The following is a 16,523-nucleotide window of genomic DNA, read 5'->3' as shown; positions in this document are numbered from 1 at the left end:
TTCATCATAATTATTTATATACCCATTTTATCAGGGAGAGGGATCTCAATTATCAATGCTTAATTACGTCATCCATTTAATGACATGAAACCGGAGCATTTTGCATGGAAATTTCGTTTTCACCCAAACTACTGGTGATCGCAATCGCCGCCGCTATTCCTTTGCTGGCCAGTGCTGCAGATACCCCGTCAACCGCTACCGCGCGCGAAGGTTATGCCGGGTATGATCACCCTAACCAGTACCTGGTTAAACCGGCGACCACCATTGCCGATAATATGATGCCTGTGATGCAGCATCCGGCACAGGATAAAGAAACCCAGCAGAAGCTGGCGGAATTAGAGAAAAAGACCGGTAAGAAACCGAACGTGGTTGTTTTCTTACTGGATGACGTGGGCTGGATGGATGTCGGCTTTAATGGCGGTGGCGTGGCGGTAGGTAACCCAACGCCAGATATTGACGCCGTTGCCAGCAAGGGATTGATTTTAACCTCTGCATATTCTCAACCAAGTTCTTCCCCTACCCGCGCCACCATTCTCACCGGACAATACTCCATCCACCACGGCATTCTGATGCCGCCGATGTACGGGCAACCGGGCGGTCTGCAAGGGTTAACCACCCTGCCGCAATTGCTGCACGACCAAGGTTACGTCACCCAGGCTATCGGGAAATGGCATATGGGGGAAAACAAAGAGTCGCAGCCGCAGAACGTCGGCTTTGATGATTTCCGTGGCTTCAACTCCGTGTCCGATATGTATACCGAATGGCGCGATGTTCACGTCAACCCGGAAGTCGCCCTGAGTCCGGACCGTTCTGAATACATCAAGCAATTACCATTTAGCAAAGATGATGTTCATGCTGTACGCGGCGGCGAACAGGAGGCCATTGCTGACATTACGCCGAAATATATGGAAGACCTGGATCAACGCTGGATGGAATATGGCGTTAAGTTCCTCGACAAGATGGCGAAGAGTGATAAACCTTTCTTCCTCTATTATGGCACTCGCGGCTGCCACTTCGATAACTACCCGAACGCCAAATATGCGGGTAGCTCTCCGGCACGAACCTCGTATGGTGACTGCATGGTAGAGATGAACGATGTGTTCGCTAATCTCTACAAAACGCTGGAGAAAAACGGTCAGCTGGATAACACGCTTATTGTCTTCACCTCCGATAACGGTCCAGAAGCCGAAGTGCCTCCGCACGGTCGCACACCGTTCCGTGGAGCGAAAGGATCTACCTGGGAAGGCGGCGTTCGCGTTCCGACTTTCGTGTACTGGAAAGGCATGATCCAACCGCGTAAATCTGACGGTATTGTTGATCTGGCAGATCTCTTCCCAACAGCACTGGATCTGGCGGGGCATCCTGGGGCGAAAGTTGCGAATTTAGTGCCGAAAACCACCTTTATCGATGGTGTAGACCAGACATCTTTCTTCCTGGGAACAAACGGCCAGTCTAACCGTAAGGCCGAGCACTACTTCCTCAACGGCAAACTCTCTGCTGTGCGTATGGATGAGTTCAAGTATCACGTCCTGATTCAGCAGCCTTACGCTTATACCCAGAGCGGGTATCAGGGTGGGTTCACCGGCACGGTAATGCAAACAGCCGGATCGTCGGTGTTTAACCTCTACACCGATCCACAGGAAAGCGATTCTATCGGCGTGCGCCATATCCCGATGGGAGTACCACTGCAAACCGAAATGCACGCGTATATGGAGCTCCTGAAGAAATATCCTCCACGCGCGCAGATTAAATCTGACTAATCCGGCGCTATCGCAGTGATCTGCCTTTGCCGGATGCGATGTTGACGCATCTTATCCAGCCTACAGAACACTGCAATTTATTGAATTTGCACGATCATGTAGGCCGGATAAGGCGTTTACGCCGCATCCGGCAATCAACCGCAGGCGGCCACAAAATGGCCGCTTTTTTACTTATTCACCACCATCAAATGCGCCTGCATAATGTCGCTGGCCGGGCGACCGTGCGCCAACAAATCAGCCATTGCTTTAAGATACGGCGGTAGATGGCGGAAATAACGCTGATACCCGGCACACAAATAATTCAGCCCTGGCTTGCCGCTGGCATCGAGCATAAAGCGGTGTTTCGGGCAGCCTCCCCAGCACGCTTTTAACACGTTACAACTGCGACACTGCGCCGGTAACTGCTTAAATTTATCTTCACCAAAAGTCTGCTGCTGCGGAGAATCTACCATTTCTGCGATGGTCTGCTGAAGCATATTCCCCCGTCGATATTGCAGATAAACATAGTGATCGCAGGCGTAAACGTCGCCGTTGTGCTCAACAATCATCGAGCGCCCACAGGTTGGCTGATGATGGCAAACCGCACCAGGCGCACCAACAAAATTGGCAAACGCCCATTCGATATTCATCACGAAAATCTTGCCGACGTCGCGTTTGATCCAGTGGTCGAATATCGCCACCAGAAACTCACCAAATTCATCGGGGCGCACCGACCATTCCGTCAGGTCGCCCTGAATATCGCCGGGCGCATGTAGTTTCAGTCCATCGCGGGCAGCTGTTTCATCAGCCAGGCGCTCGACCACCGGAATAAACTGGATGAATTCGACTCCCGCATCGCACAAAAAATCATAAACCTGCAACGGTTGCTGCGCGCTGGTGCGGTTGACGCAGACCAGCACGTTATAGTCGACATGATGCTTTTGCAGCAGCATCAGGGCACGCATCACCAGCTTATGCGTTGGTCTGCCACCTTTGGTCACGCGATATTGATTGTGGATCTCAGCCGGACCATCCAGAGATAACCCAATAAGAAAATGATTTTCTGCCAGAAATGCACACCATTCGTCATCGAGCAGCACACCGTTAGTCTGGAAGCTGTTACTTACCTTCCTGCCAGTACCGTATTTCGCCTGTAACTTTACGGCACGGCGGTAAAACTCCAGCCCCATCAGCGTTGGCTCACCGCCCTGCCAGGTAAAAGCGACTTCGTTTTGTGGTTCGCTGGCGGCGATATAGTGACGGACATACGCTTCCAGCGTGTCTTCGTCCATATGCGTGACTGGCTTTTCACGGTAAAGGGATTGTTTTTCGAGATAAAAACAGTAGTCACAGTTCAGATTACAATCGGAACCGCTCGGTTTCGCCATCACGTGAAACGCACGCGTTGGAACCTGTTGCAGCATGGTCGCTCCTTGCCTGAAGTCATCCTTCAATATGTTAAGGGCGAAATCATACCGTGTGGCAATGAGTTACTACGGGCGTTTATTGCGAAGGGAGAGTGATGAAATGCACAGAAAACAAAAAACCCCGCCGAAGCGGGGTTCAAAATTGGTCGGCGAGAGAGGATTCGAACCTCCGACCCACTGGTCCCAAACCAGTTGCGCTACCAAGCTGCGCTACTCGCCGAAATACTGCTTTTTGAATTTTTAGTTCAATTCTTTAAAGTCGTGGTGCGAGGGGGGGGACTTGAACCCCCACGTCCGTAAGAACACTAACACCTGAAGCTAGCGCGTCTACCAATTCCGCCACCTTCGCATTGTCACAACTTCTAATAATGGGGTGGCTAATGGGATTCGAACCCACGACAACTGGAATCACAATCCAGGGCTCTACCAACTGAGCTATAGCCACCACTACAAATCTTGTTACGCGGTATTACTACCACCGCAGCTCAAGCGCCGGGACTAAATGGCGCGCCCGACAGGATTCGAACCTGAGACCTCTGCCTCCGGAGGGCAGCGCTCTATCCAGCTGAGCTACGGGCGCTTAGCGCCGTTGCGGGGGTGGATAATACGGACTTCCCACCCCTCTGTCTAGTCCCTTTTTAAATAAAATGCGCGTTTGGTTACGGTTTGTGCGCTTTGCTGCTTATTTCTCCAGTTTATGCGCTTTACCGTGGCGATTAAGGCCAAAAACTTTATAAATCGCCGTCACCGCCAGCATGAAGATGATGCCGACAAACAGCGACATACGGGTATCTTCATTAAAGTACATACCGATCAAAACGCAAATCAGGAATGCCATTGTTACGTAGTTGGCCCACGGGAACAGGATTGAGCGGAACGGATGGCTGGCAATCGCCGCTTTGTGTGCACGACGAAAACGCAGCTGGCTTATCAAAATCACAAACCACGGCACCATGCCCGGAAGCACGCTGGCACTGTAAACGTAGACAAACACGCGCTGTGGGTTAGGGATGATGTAGTTCAGGCATGAGCCAATTAGCAGGATGACAATGGATACCGCCACTCCTGCAACCGGCACACCGTGACGGGAAACTTTCGCCATCGCCGCCGGTAACTGACGGTTTTTCGCCAGCGCGTAGAGCATACGTCCGCAACTGTACATGCCGCTGTTACAGCCAGAGAGCGCAGCCGTCAGCACCACAAAGTTGATAATGCCCGCCGCTGCGGTAATGCCGATTTTGGCGAAAGTCAGTACAAACGGGCTGCCGTTGCTGCCTATTTCATTCCATGGGAAGATGGTGACGATAACGAAAATCGCGCCTACGTAGAAAATCAGGATTCGCCACAACACCTTGCCTACGGCACTGCGCAGCGTCACCTGCGGATTCTTCGCTTCACCGGCAGTAATGCCAATCAGCTCCACGCCCTGGTAGGACGCTACCACAATACACAGCGCGGTCAGGAACCCTTTCCAGCCACCCGCAAAAAAACCGCCATGCTCTGTGAGATTGCTAAAACCAATCGACTGCCCGCCATTGCCAAAGCCAAAGAAAATCACGCCCAGGCCAATGACAATCATCACGATAATCGTGGTGACTTTGATCATCGCGAACCAGAACTCGATTTCACCGTACAACCGCACCGCTGCCAGATTCGCCAGTGCCACCAGCGCCACCGCGATCAATGCAGGTATCCACTGCGCCATCTCCGGGAACCAGAACTGGACATAAACACCGATGGCGGTAATTTCCGAGATCCCCACCGCCATCCACATAAACCAGTAAGACCAGGCGGTGAGATAGCCAAAGAACGGGCTCATATAACGATGCGCATAGACAGCGAATGAACCGGTCACCGGCTCGAGGAACAACATTTCGCCCATTGAACGCATGATGAAAAAGACGAACAGCCCGGCGATGATATAGGCCAACAATACGGATGGCCCGGCCCATTTCAGGGTGCTAGCGGCCCCCATAAACAGACCAACGCCAATGGTGCCCCCCAGGGCGATGAGTTCGATATGTCGAGCTTCCAGCCCACGCTGTAGCTCTGGTTTGTTATCTGCCATAAATCCTCGTGTTGTGTTTGCATGCTTTCCGGTGTTACCGGTTATCGTTATGGGTACATCGAGTGTTGCGAATGTTTTCGTAATTCAGGAGAAATGGCAAATAAAGCATTAAAAATTTGAATGCTTTGTGTAATAAAAAGACAGGCAGGCGACGAAGTGACCACTCCGTCGCTTTACAGAGAGAGGAAAATCAGAGATCGCCGGTGTAATGCCAGCGTAAATAACGCAGCAAACGAAGCTGGCGCTTAATGCGACTCGGCTGCGAAAGCAGTCTATAAAGCCACTCCAGTCCCAGTTTTTGCCAGATTTTCGGCGCGCGTTTTACGTGACCGGTAAAGACATCGTACGTTCCACCAACGCCCATATACAGCGCATTAGGGTGCACCAGGCGGCAATCGCGCATGAAGATCTCCTGCTTTGGTGACCCCATTGCGACAGTGACAATTTGCGCACCACTGGCGTGAATACGCTCAAACAGCGCCTGACGCTGCTCGGGTATAAAATAACCATCCTGGCTGCCAACGATATTCACATTCCACTGGTCGCGCAGTTTAGCTTCGGTCTGCGCCAGCACATCAGGTTTACCGCCCACAAGAAATACCGGCGTCCCTTCCTTGCCTGCGCGCGCCATTACTTCTTCCCAGAGATCGGCACCGGCAACGCGGGAAACCTGTGCCTGCGGGTACTTTTTACGCACCGACCGCACAACGCTAATGCCATCGGCATATTTAAATTCGGCAGCGTTAATTAACTCCCTGACCTCGACGTTATCTTCAATGGTCAGCATTTTTTCGGCATTAATGGCAACCAGCGTTCCCTGCTTAAGCTGCCCATCAGCGAACAGATAATCGAGGGCATGCTGCATATCACGCCAACCGATCAACTGTAAGCCACGCAGCGTATAGGTCGGTGCCGTGGTGGTGTTATTCATTGTTATCCTTCAACCTGCGTCCGGAGCGATGATTTTATTCGTTTATGAACGAGTCCGGCGTTATCAAAAAGCCAGTACAGCAGTTTTGCAATCATCAGGCTTGCGCCGAAGACCACGATAAAAAAGACGACACGCGAGACAAACGAATCCAACCCTTCGCGCGCCAGCACGATCATATTGAAGATCGCCCCGAAGCAGAAACTGTGGAGAATCGCAGCCTTATAGCGATTAGTTTCGCGGTTGCCCAGCTCATACAACCAGTCGAACCACTTGATGATCAGACCAACCACAATCGCCCCGAGCGGGATGAACAACGCGCCGCCCATAACAACCAGTGAGCCTATAAGCGTAGGCGAGATCGCCAGCCCGGAGTGGTTATTCAGCACTTCCCAGGTAAAGTAGTTGGCGGAGTTCAGCACCATACTCGGACGCCCCGGCCACAGCCAGGAAGGGATAAAGACATAGAAATCGCGGACAATTGGAGCCAGGCCCTGGAAGTCGATGTTGTCGTAGTTCTGCAACAGCAGCGCCAGATTCTCCCACGGCGAGAAGGTATCGCGGGTGAGATAGAGAAACGTATAGAACGCCTCATCGCCGCTCACGTTCATTCCGTAGCGTTTTAGCGCCAGCCAGAACATACCGACAATCCCCAGCACGCCCGCAGCCGCCAGCATCCACAGTGAAATCCAGCCGCGAATAATGCCGATAAACAGGAAGATAGCGAACGCGATGATGATATTGGCGCGAGTGCCGCCGACAATCATGTAAGTCAGCAAACCGAAGGCAACCGTGCTGACGAGGAAAAACAACCATGCTTTACTGTCCTGGCGCAGAAAGTAGACCACTAACATTGCCGGGATGAAAAAGTAAAAGAAACGCTTTAACGCCACGCCAGAGACTTCGCTGGAGAAGATCTGGCTGTAAGAGTTAAGCCGGAACAGCAAAAAACCGTTATGCATGAAAAAGATGCCAACGCTCACCAGCGCGATACCCATCAGAATCACCCACGTGAGATTGGTTTCCACGCGGTTCATGGTAAAGACTGGACGGCGCGGTGCATCGGCAACGCGTTTGCGTAAACGTGTTTTGTAAGTGACGTAGTAAACTGCGTAAAATCCCCCCGCAGAAAGTAACGCCTGCAACAAGATCTCTGGTGGCACCACGGCAACATCAAAGCGAAACACCAACAAGCTGGTCAGCGGGAAGCCGAAGAAAAAGGTCAGCAAAAACAGCAATGAAAAGAAGACATTGAAGTTAAAGCGCACGCGGCGAAACTCAAACCATGTCAGCGTGGCGATAAACAGCGTGCAGAGCAGCCAGACAACAAACAGGCCGCTGAATTGCAGCAGGCTCATGCGACCTCCCCGGAGGCAATAGCCAACGCCCGCTGCCAGCCTTGCAGATAGTTCGGGCTAAAGAAGGCAATGGTGTTTTTATCCACCGACGCCAGCTGGCGCTGCGCTTCATGCACAATATCTTCGTTGAGATCGTCAGTGGTAAACAGCACCGGCAAATGCTGTTCTGTCATATCCTGCCAGAACGGATTTTCCCGGTTAAGCACACAAGGAATGCCCGCCTGAATCAGTAAGCACAGCGTACCAATGCCCTGCTGGCGGGCAAAAATAAAGTAGCCGAGATCGCACTGGCGAAGTAGCGCCAGATAGGCGTCAAATTCCAGTTTTTCGCTCAGAACTTGCAGATTTTCTTCGCTGAATAACTCGAGCCCCGCCTGACGAACTTCGTCGATATACGCTTCGTTATTAGGTGGATATCCCATCGGCACCACGACTTTTACCGTATCGCCAAACTGCTGATAAACAGCGCGCAAGGCGGCGATATGCTCATTGCTGCGATCGCCGGAGTTCCCTACCAAAATGGTCATTTTCCCTTCACGTTGCCGATCGTTCGCCATTGTATTGAGAGAAGGGTCCATCCGGGTTGGGAAGTAAATCAGTTCGCCCCGCACCTTTGGATGCGTTTTGGCAAAAAAGCTCAAGTCTCCCCGAGTGGCAAACACACAGCCCACTCGCTTTTGTGCCAGTCGGCGCAGAGGATAAAAGAGTTTATATTTCAATCCACTGGAAACTTCATAGAGATCTGCCCCCCAGATATGCCAGTAAAACTGGCTGGGCTTGATTCCGCCACTAAGCAGCGCCAGCCACAGCTTGGGATTGAACTGGCCGTGGAAGAAAAACCGTTGCTGGCGGTTAGCTTTCGCTTTAGCGATAACGGCTTCTGCCAGTGATTTTTTCCCAGGGAAAAATTGCACAGAAAGCGCCGGACAACTATCACTTAAGCCGTCGTCCTTGCCAGCAACCATAAACTCGCGCGCGTGCTCGCTCGTCGCGGCCAGCGCGTCATTGAAAAACCGCAGAACGGTTTGGTTATGGTGAGGGATATCCGATCCCAGTACGTGAATCAGTACAGTCATGCCCGCCTACGCCAGAGTAAAAACACGCCACAACAAAGAGAGAAATAGACGATATAGGTTGCCATGTAGGCCTGCGCCGCGCCCAGGGCGCCATGCACGGGGATCAACCAGTGGGCAAATACCATCAATAAAGTGAACTGGCTGACTTCCGCCAGAATATAAAAACGCAGCGACGCTTTGGCGATCACTAAATAACCAAAGACATAAGCGCCCACTTTCAACACATCGCCGACCAACTGCCAGGCAAAGAGATCCCGCATGGCGGTAAATTTATTCGACAACAGTAGCCAGATGGCAAAATCACGCAGTAGCCAGACGGTGAAACTCGCTGCCGCCACGGCCGGTAAAACAAATTTCAGCGACTTCACCACTTCCCGAGTGATATCGCGTTTTTCCGTTAGCCGCGACAACGTGGGCAGTAAATATACACTGAACGATGCGGTAATAAATTGCAGGTAGGCGTCGGAAATACTGCTCACCCCTTGCCAGATCCCCACTTCATCCCAGCTATACTGCGCCGCCAGCAGTTTACGCATCATGATGTACGCAACGGGCAAGGTTACCGACGTAATCAACGCCATAAGGGTAAATTTGCTCAACTGCCCTGCCAGACCGTTATCCCAGCTGGGTTTTAGATAGCTTAACGGGATAGCGCCACGCTTAATTAACATGACGGCGGCAGGCATTACCACCAGCGCGGGAATCAGCGCCAGACCAAGCAACGCGCCTTCATAACCGCCAAAACGGTAACTGACATAATAAGCAATAACGCCAATCAGGCTGCCGACAATCAGCGATAACGCATTACCCGCGGCATCGCGAAAGCCTTTCATTAGCGCCAGCAACAGGTTGCCCCAGGCGATCCCCATTTGCACCAGCGCCACTAAACGCACCAGCCCCTGATAGTCGGTATTACCAAACAATCCCTGGCTGATTGGCGCAGCCGCCAGCACAAAGACCAGCGCCATCAGCGTGGAGAAGCCAAGCACCATCGCAGATGAAGTGCCGACCACACGGCGCAGCTGCTGCGGATTATCGTGGTACTGGGCAACGTATTTGGTTACGCCATTAAAGATGCCCGCCCCGGCAAGCACACCGAGCACGGTTATCAACTGGCGGAAATTTGCCGCCAACCCTAGTCCTGCCGGACCAAATGACACCGCCAATAATTTACCAACCAGTAACCCAGCGCCAATCTTGACCAGCGTACTGGCCGCCGTCCACAAGGATGCTTTTGCCAGCGACATATCAGGAGAAGTAGTTCAACAAGGTCGCAATCACCGTGCGCTGATTGACGGGCGACAAGTTGTAGAACAACGGCAGGCGCAGCAGGCGCTCGCTCTCTTTGGTGGTGTAGCGATCTTCACCGTGAAACTCACCAAAGCGTTCACCCGCAGGGCAACCGTGCAGCGGAATGTAATGGAACACCGCCATGATTTCCGCTTCCTTCAGGAAGCTAATCAACGCGCTCCGGTCATCAATATCCCGCAGCTTGATGTAGAACATATGCGCGTTCTGCACGCAGTCATCCGGAATCGACGGCAGTTCGATACGCCCGGCTTTCGCCAGAGGTGCTAACGCATCGTAGTAATTTTGCCACAACGCCAGACGTTGCTGGTTGATACGTTCAGCGGCTTCCAGTTGCGCCCAAAGGTACGCAGCTTGCAGATCGGACATCAAATAGCTGGAGCCAATATCGCGCCAGGTATATTTATCGACCTGACCACGGAAGAACTGGCTGCGGTTAGTCCCTTTTTCACGGATGATCTCGGCACGTTCAATCAACGCTTTATCATTAATTAGCGTCGCCCCGCCTTCACCGCCCGCCGTGTAGTTTTTGGTTTCATGGAAGCTAAAGCAGCCAATATGGCCAATGGTTCCCAGCGCTCGCCCTTTGTAAGTGGACATCACGCCCTGAGCGGCATCTTCCACCACAAACAGATTATGCTTTTTCGCCAACGCCATAATGGTGTCCATTTCGCAGGCCACGCCCGCGTAATGCACCGGCACGATAACGCGCGTTTTGTCGGTGATCGCCGCTTCAATCAGCGTTTCGTCGATATTCATAGTGTCCGGGCGAACATCGACAAAAACGATTTTTGCTCCACGCAGCACAAAGGCGTTGGCGGTGGAGACAAAGGTGTAGCTCGGCATGATCACTTCATCGCCCGGTTGGATATCCAGCAGCAGCGCCGCCATCTCCAGAGAAGCGGTGCAGGATGGCGTCAGCAGTACTTTGGCGCTGCCAAAACGTTGCTCCAGCCACTGCTGGCAGCGACGGGTAAAACCGCCATCGCCGCACAGTTTTCCGCTACCCATTGCCGACTGCATATAGTCGAGTTCGGTGCCCACCACCGGCGGTGCGTTAAATGGAATCATGTGATCACCTGTATAACCAGTACGCGGTGCTTTCTACATTCGCACCACTTTGTATGTATCGTTTAAGCGCGGCGGTGTTGCCCATCTGGGTCGCCACCCGCAATGTTGTTTTACCGCGAGCATACGCCCAGTTTAGCGCCGTTTGCATCAGTTCAGCACCTGCGCCGCGTCCTGCCAGTAAACCAATGCGCGCGTCAGTGGCATTCAACTCTCGTAGAGAAACATAGCCGCGAATCTCTCCGGACGCCGCGCGTAAAACCAGGCATTGATGATCAAAGGTGCCGCGCACGGCATTTTCAATCCACTGCGCGTAAAAGCGACCACTGGCATCGGGTGCATACCACGGCATACGAAAACGGCTTTGGGCGAATGCTTCGCGGGCTAACTGGCGTAGTACTGGAATATCTGCTTCTTGAGCCACTTCCGCACGGCTTTCACTGACGTTGATCACGGGGAGCGCAAAATCCACTTCTCCTTCGACCAGCGAGAATCCCAGCTGTTGCAGGACATCTAGTTCTTCGGTATTGGATGCGGCAATTTTGGCCTGTACTCGTGACCACGGCGCCAAAACGCCTGGCGTCAGGAGCGGTGCGTCAGGACTAATGCGCACGATGGCGCTGTTAACGCCAAAAAAGGCGTTTTCCCAGGTTAGTGGTTCAATACTGGCACGGACGGGCATTCTCTATCTCCCTCAACACAGTCGTTTACTGTAATCAGTATCAGCGCCAGACTCCTTTGGTATCCACCACATACTGCTGCTGAACATCATCGCCGCTAATGGCTTTAAACTGGCTGTGATCTACCAACATCACTAGCACATCTGCCGTCGCCAGCGCCTCGTCAAGCTGCGCCAGCGTGCAAAGCCCGGTCAGTTTTTTCGGCAACTGGTGAATATTAGGTTCAACAACCAGCGTTTCGCCGCTGTGCCACTGGGCGATCAGTTCAGCGATTTCCATCGCCGGGCTTTCGCGCAGGTCATCAATATTCGGTTTAAACGCCAGACCAAAGCAGGCAATTTTCAGTTCACTGGCGCGTTTATCAGTGGCAGCCAAACAATCAGCGACCGCCGCTTTCACCTGATCAATCACCCAGAAAGGTTTGTGATCGTTCACTTCACGCGCGGTACGGATAAGCCGCGCCTGCTGCGGGTTCTGCGCCACGATAAACCACGGGTCGACGGCAATGCAGTGACCGCCCACACCCGGACCAGGCTGGAGAATATTGACTCGTGGATGGCGATTCGCCAAACGAATCAGTTCCCAGACGTTAATTCCTTGCTCGGCACAAATCAGCGACAGTTCGTTAGCAAAAGCAATATTCACGTCGCGGAAGCTGTTTTCTGTGAGCTTACACATTTCCGCCGTCCGCGAGTTAGTGACGACACACTCACCTTCGAGGAAAATTTTGTACAGTTCGCTGGCGCGCGCCGAGCAAACTGGCGTCATGCCGCCAATGACGCGATCGTTTTTAATCAGCTCGACCATCACCTGGCCCGGCAACACGCGTTCCGGGCAATAAGCAATATTGACGTCCGCCTGCTCACCCACCTGCTGCGGGAAAGTCAGGTCCGGACGCATCTCTGCTAACCATTCTGCCATCTTCTCGGTTGAACCCACCGGCGAGGTGGATTCAAGGATCACCAACGCGCCTTTTTTCAGCACTGGCGCAATGGAGCGGGCAGCCGATTCGACGTAGGCCATATCCGGCTCATGATCGCCTTTAAATGGCGTTGGGACAGCAATCAGCCAGGCATCAGCCTCAACCGGCGTCGTGCTCGCTCGTAAAAAACCACCTTCTACGGCAGTTTTTACCACGCTCGCTAAATCAGGTTCGACGATATGGATTTCGCCACGATTGATGGTATCAACCGCTTGTTGGTTGATATCAACACCAATCACCTGTTTTTGCCGTGAGGCAAACGCAGCCGCCGTTGGCAGCCCGATATAACCCAGTCCGATAACAGAAATGGTCGCAAAACTCATAGTGATATCCGATTATTTTTTAACGCTTCCAAAATGCGAGAGCATGCCTGACCATCACCATACGGGTTATGGGCTCGGCTCATAGTTTGATATTCATCTTCGTCTTCTAAAAGACGCGTCACTTCCTCGACGATCCGTTGCTTATCCGTCCCCACCAGACGTACCGTACCTGCGGTCACCGCTTCTGGGCGTTCGGTGGTATCGCGCATCACCAGCACCGGTTTACCCAGAGAAGGTGCTTCTTCCTGAATGCCGCCAGAGTCAGTCAAAATCAACCAGGCATGGTTCATCAACCAGACAAACGGTAAATACTCCTGGGGATCAATCAAAATGACATTTTTCACATGCCCCAGAATGCGATTGACCGGCTCTCTGACATTCGGGTTAAGGTGTACCGGATAAACAATCTGGATGTCCTGATGAGTGGTAGCAATTTCAGCCAGCGCATGGCAGATTTCTTCAAAACCACGACCAAAGCTCTCACGCCTGTGACCGGTCACCAGAATCATCTTTTTATCGGGGTCGATAAACGGGTAATTTGCCGCCAGTTCTGAACGCAGCGTATCGCTGCTCATTACCTGGTCGCGCACCCACAGCAGCGCATCAATTACTGTATTACCGGTAATAAATATTCGGCTGTCAGCGACGTTTTCACGCAGCAAATTTTGCCGGGAAGTTTCAGTTGGTGAGAAATGGTACATCGCCAGATGCCCGGTCAATGTACGGTTAGCCTCTTCCGGCCACGGCGAATAGAGATCGCCCGTGCGCAGTCCGGCCTCAACGTGACCAACAGGAATTCGCTGATAAAACGCTGCCAGGCTGGTTGCCAGTGTGGTGGTAGTATCACCGTGAACCAGTACAACGTCTGGTTTGAACTCGGCAAGAATAGGTTTTAGTCCTTCCAGAATCCGACAGGTTATCTCTGTCAGGCCCTGTCCTGGCTGCATTATGTTGAGATCGTAGTCAGGTACAATGGAAAAGAGTTTCAGCACCTGATCGAGCATCTCCCGATGCTGCGCAGTGACGCAAACTTTAGCCTCAAAAAAAGGATCTTTTGCCAACGCATGCACCAACGGCGCCATCTTGATGGCTTCCGGGCGCGTACCAAATACAGTCAGTACTTTCACATCGATTCTCTTCGAATAAGCGGCGAGCGCCTTTGCGCTCACCACAGCTGTGTTGCTATTTCGAGCAACGGCGGGTTAATGCGACACCAGCCCCGATCAGCCCCCCGACAATGCCCCACATAATCATCAGGAAGGCACGACGTGGGCTATCGCGTTTTACCGGTTCTTCCGGTGTACGCAAATAGCGATAGGTCTGAAAACGCGGATCCAGGGTTGGACCAACATTAAGGGTGTTTAACATGGCCCGATTCTGATCATAGTCGAGATCAAAGGCTGGGCCGACAGCCTGTAAATTTTCCAGTCGCGCCTGGAGCATCGGACGCCCCAACAGGAACATTTCTGAATCAGGTAATTCCTCGGCTGGCACGTCTGTCGCACTGCGAGAAATATTGTGTTGCTCGGCGATTTTAAGTGCCTGTTCAATACTGTTCATCCGGCGGTCGTAGATGGACTTAGCCACTTCTTCCTGACGCTTCACCTGAGCTTTCATCTGAATAGTGCGCGCCGCCCATGCGCCTTTCAGCTCATCATTCAGATGACTGGCTGCACGCTGGCTGGCAAAAGCAACATATTGACGAAGCAGGTTATTAGCATCGGGGGCGGTTTCGGCAACCAGCTTAACGCTGTCATTGACCGAGCGGGCGAAATCACCAGGAATAAACAGGATGTTGTTGATCATTTCATCCAGCAGAGCCGCATCGGCTTTACTGTTACCGACCATCCGCTGTTTGTAATAGTCAGTCTGCAACCAGAAATCGCGGCGGGTATCCCACGATGCCAGTTGCATAACAAACTCTTTATAGGCTTCATCCATAACCGATGGTTGGTCGGCAGGGGCCATATTTGAACGAACATCCAGGTTACGCAAAAATTGCTGCTGCGAGTAGTACCCGCCCAGCATATTCACGGTTGGACGATCGGTAATCGCCGTCGCACTCCACTCCTGACGCGCAAAAAAAGTATACGCCAACGCGATTAAGGCAAACGCCAGCCCCATGCCAATAATCCACAGCTTCCCAGCCCACAAGGTACGAAACAACCCACGAATATCCAGTTCATTTTCAGCGTCTTCGGCCGGTTTCCCAGGCATTGGTTGTGTCATCACATCCTCATTTATTTGGTTAAATTGGGGCTGCCACCACGATTTCTACGCAGTCTGCGTTTTACGCGCTTAATAAAGCGAGCAACTTTCCAGGCACGCTTAATGCAATATCCATAGAGGAAGAATGCTAGCAAAAAGAGCACCAGCATGACCCATTCCGGGACAAAATGAGAATATTCTGCCAGTACGCCAATAGAAGCGAGTAGCGCTGCAGCAAGGGTAATCAACACAAACGCCTGACGAGAAGTAAATCCAGCGCGCATGATCAAATGATGAATGTGCTGTCGGTCAGGTGAGAATGGACTCATGCCTTTACGCAAACGACGATACATAATCGCCACCATGTCCATCAGCGGGATAGCAATGATCCATAAGGCGGTAACCGGGCTGATTGGATGCGTAGCTCCCTGGGTAGTTTCCAACAGGATCCAGATAACAGTAAAACCAATCAGCGTACTCCCCGCATCGCCCATAAAGACTTTGTAGCGACGCCCCAGAATACCAAGGTTGAGCATGATATAAGGCAGGATGGCGGCGATCATGGCAAAGCACCAGATAGCGAGGCTGGTTTGCCCGTCGAACCACAAAATCATACCGATTGCCGCAAACGAGACACAGGATAACCCGCCCAGCAAGCCATCAATACCATCGACCATGTTGAAGGCATTAATCGCCGCCCAGACAGCAAACAGCGTCAGGAAGTAACCAAACGGTCCAAGCACCATCTCCCAGGAGCCAAAGATATATCCAAGGCTACTGAGATAAAGCTTCCCGAACACCATCATAACGACGCCAATGATAGCTTGTATGGTAGCGCGGATTTTTACGCTGATATCAAAACGGTCATCCAGCGCGCCGATGAACACAAGGACACCGGCACAAGCCAAGTAGAGAGCTGCATGTGGAATATAGTAATCGACAATTCCGAACGTGAAGCAAATCCCTGCGTAAACCGAAATACCCCCAACGAGCGGTATCAATCCCTGGTGACGTTTGCGGAAGTTAGGTTTATCCACTAAACCGACTTTTTTTGCCACCTTGCGGGCAAAAAACAGAAACAGTGTCGTGAATAAAAAAATACTGATGAGATCAGTACTCACTGTCAGTAAATTCACAATGCATGCTCTCAGAGAAAATTATTAGCTGAAGTATACCCACGAAGACCTTTATTCAGAAGGGAAACTACTTTCTGAACCCATCAAACTTGTGCAAAAATCAACCAATCGGTATGTAAATCGCATAAAACACCCGCAAAAACCAGGAATTTTCACACCATCACAGGTATACCGCTAAGATTACAGATATAAAAGCAAAACGCCACGTAAACACGTGGCGTT

Annotated in this window: 13 protein-coding genes and 4 tRNA genes; 1 reads left to right on the top strand and 16 read right to left on the bottom strand. The window is 52.0% G+C overall.

What is annotated here, in order from left to right:
* Positions 1-104: 104 nt before the first annotated feature.
* Positions 105-1,760, top strand: coding sequence for an arylsulfatase AslA (gene aslA, locus FEK46_RS13465; protein ID WP_135559146.1), 1,656 nt, complete (start codon positions 105-107; stop codon positions 1,758-1,760).
* Positions 1,761-1,927: 167 nt separating this feature from the next.
* Here aslA and FEK46_RS13460 read toward each other — a convergent pair whose 3' ends face one another.
* The 16 genes from FEK46_RS13460 to wecA all read right to left on the bottom strand — a co-directional run bounded on the left by FEK46_RS13460 (position 1,928) and on the right by wecA (position 16,301).
* Positions 1,928-3,163: an anaerobic sulfatase maturase gene (locus FEK46_RS13460; RefSeq protein ID WP_135559147.1), complete on the bottom strand. Its 1,236-nt coding sequence runs from the start codon at positions 3,161-3,163 to the stop codon at positions 1,928-1,930.
* A 146-nt stretch (positions 3,164-3,309) separates the two neighbouring features.
* Positions 3,310-3,386, bottom strand: a tRNA-Pro gene (locus FEK46_RS13455).
* Between the two features lie 42 nt (positions 3,387-3,428).
* Positions 3,429-3,515 (bottom strand) — tRNA-Leu (locus FEK46_RS13450).
* Between the two features lie 20 nt (positions 3,516-3,535).
* A tRNA-His gene (locus tag FEK46_RS13445) sits at positions 3,536-3,611 on the bottom strand.
* A 58-nt stretch (positions 3,612-3,669) separates the two neighbouring features.
* Positions 3,670-3,746, bottom strand: a tRNA-Arg gene (locus FEK46_RS13440).
* Between the two features lie 102 nt (positions 3,747-3,848).
* The gene (locus tag FEK46_RS13435; RefSeq protein ID WP_130209408.1) at positions 3,849-5,234 is read right to left on the bottom strand and encodes an amino acid permease; all 1,386 of its coding nucleotides are present in this window, start codon (positions 5,232-5,234) and stop codon (positions 3,849-3,851) included.
* A gap of 190 nt (positions 5,235-5,424) precedes the next feature.
* Positions 5,425-6,165, bottom strand: a complete 741-nt coding sequence (gene wecG / locus FEK46_RS13430; RefSeq protein WP_135559148.1) for a lipopolysaccharide N-acetylmannosaminouronosyltransferase — start codon at positions 6,163-6,165, stop codon at positions 5,425-5,427.
* 2 nt (positions 6,166-6,167) lie between these two features.
* Positions 6,168-7,520 (bottom strand): ECA oligosaccharide polymerase, encoded by a 1,353-nt coding sequence (gene wzyE / locus FEK46_RS13425; protein WP_135559149.1) that lies wholly within the window; start codon positions 7,518-7,520, stop codon positions 6,168-6,170.
* Positions 7,517-8,596, bottom strand: a complete 1,080-nt coding sequence (gene rffT / locus FEK46_RS13420; RefSeq protein ID WP_135559150.1) for a TDP-N-acetylfucosamine:lipid II N-acetylfucosaminyltransferase — start codon at positions 8,594-8,596, stop codon at positions 7,517-7,519. The genes wzyE and rffT overlap by 4 nt, the downstream gene beginning before the upstream one ends.
* Positions 8,593-9,843, bottom strand: a complete 1,251-nt coding sequence (gene wzxE / locus FEK46_RS13415) for a lipid III flippase WzxE (RefSeq protein ID WP_130261200.1) — start codon at positions 9,841-9,843, stop codon at positions 8,593-8,595. The genes rffT and wzxE overlap by 4 nt, the downstream gene beginning before the upstream one ends.
* Before the next feature lies 1 nt (position 9,844).
* Entirely contained in the window at positions 9,845-10,975 is a 1,131-nt protein-coding gene (rffA, locus tag FEK46_RS13410; RefSeq protein WP_130209398.1) for a dTDP-4-amino-4,6-dideoxygalactose transaminase, read from the bottom strand.
* A 4-nt stretch (positions 10,976-10,979) separates the two neighbouring features.
* Positions 10,980-11,654, bottom strand: a complete 675-nt coding sequence (gene rffC / locus FEK46_RS13405; protein WP_131162284.1) for a dTDP-4-amino-4,6-dideoxy-D-galactose acyltransferase — start codon at positions 11,652-11,654, stop codon at positions 10,980-10,982.
* Positions 11,655-11,694: 40 nt separating this feature from the next.
* The gene (gene wecC, locus FEK46_RS13400) at positions 11,695-12,957 is read right to left on the bottom strand and encodes a UDP-N-acetyl-D-mannosamine dehydrogenase (protein ID WP_130209394.1); all 1,263 of its coding nucleotides are present in this window, start codon (positions 12,955-12,957) and stop codon (positions 11,695-11,697) included.
* Positions 12,954-14,084 carry a UDP-N-acetylglucosamine 2-epimerase (non-hydrolyzing) gene (gene wecB / locus FEK46_RS13395; protein ID WP_064530529.1) on the bottom strand — a complete coding sequence of 377 codons (1,131 nt, stop codon included), beginning with the start codon at positions 14,082-14,084 and terminating at the stop codon, positions 12,954-12,956. The genes wecC and wecB overlap by 4 nt, the downstream gene beginning before the upstream one ends.
* A 55-nt stretch (positions 14,085-14,139) precedes the next feature.
* Positions 14,140-15,186 (bottom strand): ECA polysaccharide chain length modulation protein, encoded by a 1,047-nt coding sequence (gene wzzE, locus FEK46_RS13390; RefSeq protein WP_130209390.1) that lies wholly within the window; start codon positions 15,184-15,186, stop codon positions 14,140-14,142.
* 11 nt (positions 15,187-15,197) lie between these two features.
* Positions 15,198-16,301 carry a UDP-N-acetylglucosamine--undecaprenyl-phosphate N-acetylglucosaminephosphotransferase gene (wecA, locus tag FEK46_RS13385; protein WP_135490589.1) on the bottom strand — a complete coding sequence of 368 codons (1,104 nt, stop codon included), beginning with the start codon at positions 16,299-16,301 and terminating at the stop codon, positions 15,198-15,200.
* Positions 16,302-16,523: the final 222 nt, after the last annotated feature.

Source organism: Escherichia sp. E4736 (assembly GCF_005781225.1).
In the GTDB taxonomy this organism is placed as follows: Bacteria; Pseudomonadota; Gammaproteobacteria; order Enterobacterales; family Enterobacteriaceae; genus Escherichia.
This window is presented reverse-complemented; position numbering and strand designations above follow the sequence as displayed.

Bases quoted from the DNA above. Each gene is read 5' to 3' on its own strand.
- wzxE (WP_130261200.1), bottom strand. From the start codon at position 9,843: ATGTCGCTGGCAAAAGCATCCTTGTGGACGGCGGCCAGTACGCTGGTC.
- wzzE (WP_130209390.1), bottom strand. From the start codon at position 15,186: ATGACACAACCAATGCCTGGGAAACCGGCCGAAGACGCTGAAAATGAA.
- rffT (WP_135559150.1), bottom strand. From the start codon at position 8,596: ATGACTGTACTGATTCACGTACTGGGATCGGATATCCCTCACCATAAC.
- rffA (WP_130209398.1), bottom strand. From the start codon at position 10,975: ATGATTCCATTTAACGCACCGCCGGTGGTGGGCACCGAACTCGACTAT.
- wecG (WP_135559148.1), bottom strand. From the start codon at position 6,165: ATGAATAACACCACCACGGCACCGACCTATACGCTGCGTGGCTTACAG.
- wzyE (WP_135559149.1), bottom strand. From the start codon at position 7,520: ATGAGCCTGCTGCAATTCAGCGGCCTGTTTGTTGTCTGGCTGCTCTGC.
- FEK46_RS13460 (WP_135559147.1), bottom strand. From the start codon at position 3,163: ATGCTGCAACAGGTTCCAACGCGTGCGTTTCACGTGATGGCGAAACCG.
- wecC (WP_130209394.1), bottom strand. From the start codon at position 12,957: ATGAGTTTTGCGACCATTTCTGTTATCGGACTGGGTTATATCGGGCTG.
- aslA (WP_135559146.1), top strand. From the start codon at position 105: ATGGAAATTTCGTTTTCACCCAAACTACTGGTGATCGCAATCGCCGCC.
- rffC (WP_131162284.1), bottom strand. From the start codon at position 11,654: ATGCCCGTCCGTGCCAGTATTGAACCACTAACCTGGGAAAACGCCTTT.
- FEK46_RS13435 (WP_130209408.1), bottom strand. From the start codon at position 5,234: ATGGCAGATAACAAACCAGAGCTACAGCGTGGGCTGGAAGCTCGACAT.